The organism is Agrobacterium sp. (genome assembly GCF_032092815.1).
Taxonomy (GTDB): domain Bacteria; phylum Pseudomonadota; class Alphaproteobacteria; order Rhizobiales; family Rhizobiaceae; genus Agrobacterium.
This window is the reverse complement of record NZ_DAMDBP010000061.1, coordinates 14,872-18,957: the sequence shown is the minus strand read 5'-3', so window position 1 is coordinate 18,957 and position 4,086 is coordinate 14,872. Positions and strand designations below refer to the sequence as shown.

Here is a 4,086-nt window from a genome sequence, read left to right as displayed (position 1 = left end):
ACCTCGATCACAGATCAGGCGACTGCTGGCAACGTGGGGGCAGGACACCGGTTACGATCAATGGTCGGCTGCTTGATTTCTAAACGTTGCGCATTGTTGCACAGGCGGGCATGGCAGGCGGTAAAATGCTTTGAGGTTTTGCGCCGCTTGGAGGGCCGTTAAACGCACTGCTCTGCATGTGCGCCGTCCCTCATCCACCTGATTTCAATGCCAGATTTTGCAGCAGGCGCTGGAGGTTTTGACGTGCCCTCGCCTCATAGAGATTTTGGAACGGCCTTGTGAGGTAGATCTGTGGCCTTTCGAGGAACGAGCGAAGGACCGCGCTTCTGCCGGAGCGCCAGGCCGCGTCATCCACCCAGGCATATTCCTTGCGGACATTGCTGTCGAAATCATCAAACGCCTCTTCATCCGCACCCAATATGGCGAGATCGGCATCGAGCAGAAAGGCAATGTCATGCTGCCATGTCACCGGCAGGTCATCCGGGATTGTGTGGCGCGCCGTTGCCATGATGCCGATGCAGATTTTGTCGAGAACGTCATCCGACACGTGCCCGCAAAGCATTGTGCGCGCCAGATCTGCACTTTGCTGTTCATTGTCCGTGCGGCGGCTGTCGTAAATCGCGTCATGGAAATCGATCATAGCCAGAACGGCGTCATGGTGGGTGATGAGTTCGGCATGCAGCGCCGCCAGACTGCGCATGTGAAGGATGTGGCGCCAGCCATGGTAATGCCGGTCGGGCGCAGCATAGAGTGACGCGAGATGCGTTTCGATTTCCGGCGTCGTGATCGACATGATCCCCTCCGTGGTGAGATCAACAGCATAGAATAGCCAAATCGTTGAAGAAACGCTGTGCGGGTGCGGGCAGGCATGCGTCGAAAGCATGGAGCGAGCGGAGTGCCATGACAGAGAAAAGCGGCACACTTGCCTTTGCCAGCGCGCCCTTTCGAACCTGATGGAACAGGAGGCAGGACAATCCGCCGGCAGAATTGCTGTTTGCCCGCGTCGAATTGATTACCGCAAAACAAACCCCGACCAAATCAATGGCCGGGGTTTACACCTGCTGAAATATTGTCCCTCAAAATATCTCACAATATAGATAGTCCCCTAACGGAAATTAGGGGTAAAAACTAATACTCAATTTAAGGCGGAGTTCACTCGCGTTCAGATTGATTATATATGTTGCGTAAATGATACATATTTAAACAGTGACCGTTCAAAGAGAAGCCCTCAAAATGAGGGCAACAAGTTGGTGCAATTAAACGCGGGGAAAGAGCGTCCGGCACATAAATGCGAGGAATGTAGTTTTGTTCCAAAATTATTTTCGCATCGGCGTATTTTTTTGAAGCAGGCGATTTTGGCATTGCGCCGCACCTCACCATGCCTCCTTGCCCGCCCCGGTATGAGAAGACCAGCGCTGCCTGAAGATGACGCCTTCCGAGCCACACCGGCAGGCGTTGCGCAAGACCGCCTTGCTCATTACCCGCTTCGGCATCGACCGACCTTACCCCATTCGACACGCATGGTTTCGACATACGGGGGTTCGACATACGGGGGCATGCCGAATTCATGTGAATGCCCTGCCCGACCGATCCCTGTATGGCAACTTGTGACCCCACCTTGAACACCGCAAAACACACCGCTAAGGATTGGAGAGAAATCTGATCCAGGAAAAGCGCGATGTTCCCGTTCTCCGAGGCCGATGCGGTTCGGCATTCCGGCCCTCTCCCCCAGAAATCCGAGGTGGTGATTGTTGGTGGCGGGGTGATTGGCGTTTCGACCGCGCTTTACCTGGCCCGCAACAACATAGAGGTGACGTTGCTGGAAAAGGGCCGCATTGCGGCCGAGCAATCCTCCCGCAACTGGGGCTGGATCCGCAAACAGGGGCGTGATGCAGACGAGCTGCCAATCGTCATTGAAGCTTGCCGGTTGTGGCAGGAGCTGGCACAGGAATGCGGCGAAGACATTGGCTTGCGGCAGACCGGCGTGACCTATCTGGCGCGCACGCAAAAGGACATGGCCGGTTTTGAAGGTTTCATGAAAATTGCTAGCGCCCATAATCTCGACACGCGGCTGATCGACGGTGCCGCCGTGCGGCAGATGATTTCAGGCATGGCGCGCAATTTTGCCGGTGCGATGGTGACGCCATCCGACATGCGGGCCGAACCATGGCTGGCGGTGCCGGCGCTGGCGCGGCTGGCGGCGCGCAAAGGTGTTCGCATTATCGAGAACTGCGCGGTGCGCGCTTTGGACACCGCCGCTGGTGCGGTGCAGGCGGTATTTACCGAGCAGGGCAAAATCGAAACATCCAATGTGCTGGTGGCCGGTGGTGCATGGTCATCGCTGTTTTTGCGCAGACATGGCGTTTCCATTCCGCAACTGAGCGTGCGGGCAACGGTTGCCGCCACCGAACCAATGCCGGAGTTTCATGCCGGAGCGGCCGCCGAAGATGACATTGCCTTTCGCCGCCGGCAGGATGGCGGTTACACGCTGGCGCCGGGCGGCAGCAACCTGCTTTATGTTGGGCCGGATGCCTTGCGCCATGCCAGCAAATATATGCCGGCGCTGAAGGCGCACCCGTTTGGAACACGATATGCCCCGATGGCGCCAGCAGGTTACCCCGACGGCTGGACCACGCCGCGCAACTGGGCCGCCGATGAGGTGAGCCCGTTTGAGCGGATCCGGGTGCTGAACCCCGCCCCCGGCCGCCGTGAATTGCAGGCCATCAAACGCGGTTTCAACGGGCTGTTTCCAGAGCTGAAACCCGTGCGCTTGAAAACCGCATGGGCCGGCATGATTGATGCCATGCCTGATGTGGTGCCGGTGGTGGACCGGGTTGCCGCGATCAACGGCTTGTTTGTGGCAACGGGCATGAGCGGCCATGGTTTTGGCATTGGCCCCGGCATAGGCCGGGTGATGGCAGACCTTATTCAGGGCAATGACACAGGGCATAATCTGCACCGCTTCCGCCTGTCGCGCTTTGCGCCCGGCAACACAATTCGGCCCGGCCCGGCGCTGTGATTTTTTGGTCTGGACAGCCTGCGGCGACCACTGTCACGCATCGGCGACACTGCGCGCCAGACGCCGCAATGTCTGGGGTGGCTGGCCATATTGGCGCATGAAGGCTTCACGCATGCGGCGCAGATCCACAAAGCCGCATTCGCGGGCAATCTGGTCCATGGGATGGCGCGTTTCCTCAATCATCAGGCGTGCCGCTTCAAGGCGGATCTGCTCTACCGCCTTGGCTGGCGTCTGGCCGGTTTCCGCCCGAAATGCACGGCTGAACTGGCGCGGCGAAAGAGCGGCAATCTCGGCCAGCTCCTCCACCGTCAGCGCATTGGAAAGGTGGGTTTTGGCGTGGATCAGCGCCTTCTGGATGCGGTCGCTGCTGGGGGCAAGTTCCAAAAGTTCGGAATGCTGTGACTGGCCACCGGCGCGACGGTGATGCATGACCAGCCGCCGAGCAATGGAACTGGCGACATCCCGCCCCAAATCCTTTTCGATCAGCGCAACCGCAAGATCCAGACCGGCTGTCAGACCCGCCGATGTCCAGATTGGCCCTTCATTGATGAAGATACGATCGTCTTCCACCCGCACATTGGGAAAGGTTTCACGCATCTGGCGTGCATAGGACCAGTGCGTGGTGGCACGGCGCCCTTCCAGAAGGCCCATTTGCCCAAGAAGAAAGGAACCGGTGCAGAGACCGGCAACCCGCCGCGCTTGCCTTGCCATGCTACGCAAGGTGGCAAGTGTAACCTCATCCTGCTGCGGGGGTGGCATGAGGCCGGCCAGAAGCAACAGCGTGTCCACCGACCCAACCTCATCCAGCCGTGTCGTTGGCACGGCAAAGCCGCTTGAGGATGTGACTGGCCCACCTTCCACCGAGGAAATGGAAAGCGTGTAATAGTCTTTCCCTTGCAAGAGATTTGCCAGTTCAAAGGCTGCCTGAACGCCAAGGGCCAGAAACTGAAAACCTGGTGTCAGCACCATGGAAACATGCGGCATTTGGCGCTCCGATCTTCATGTCCTGAAAACGTAGTTTATAAGTCATATCAGACATGAGCCATTTGGTCCATAACATCCTTGTC

At 58.0% G+C, this 4,086-nt stretch carries 4 protein-coding genes; 1 reads left to right on the top strand and 3 read right to left on the bottom strand.

All coding sequences use genetic code 11. The features are described from left to right. Positions 1 to 190 precede the first annotated feature (190 nt). Both RT613_RS22060 and RT613_RS22055 read right to left on the bottom strand, forming a co-directional pair. Positions 191 to 793 carry a hypothetical protein gene (locus RT613_RS22060; protein WP_313618524.1) on the bottom strand — a complete coding sequence of 201 codons (603 nt, stop codon included), beginning with the start codon at positions 791 to 793 and terminating at the stop codon, positions 191 to 193. 359 nt (positions 794 to 1,152) lie between these two features. Next, positions 1,153 to 1,518, bottom strand: coding sequence for a hypothetical protein (locus RT613_RS22055; protein WP_313618523.1), 366 nt, complete (start codon positions 1,516 to 1,518; stop codon positions 1,153 to 1,155). Positions 1,519 to 1,678: 160 nt separating this feature from the next. Between RT613_RS22055 and RT613_RS22050 the strand changes: the two genes are divergently transcribed. Further along, on the top strand, positions 1,679 to 3,019 hold the full coding sequence (locus RT613_RS22050) for an FAD-binding oxidoreductase (protein WP_313618522.1): 1,341 nt from the start codon (positions 1,679 to 1,681) through the stop codon (positions 3,017 to 3,019). A 33-nt stretch (positions 3,020 to 3,052) separates the two neighbouring features. On the opposite strand, the gene RT613_RS22045 is transcribed toward RT613_RS22050, so the two are convergent. Continuing rightward, a complete protein-coding gene (locus RT613_RS22045) occupies positions 3,053 to 4,003 on the bottom strand; it encodes a GlxA family transcriptional regulator (protein WP_313618521.1) in 951 nt (316 codons plus the stop codon). Positions 4,004 to 4,086: the final 83 nt, after the last annotated feature.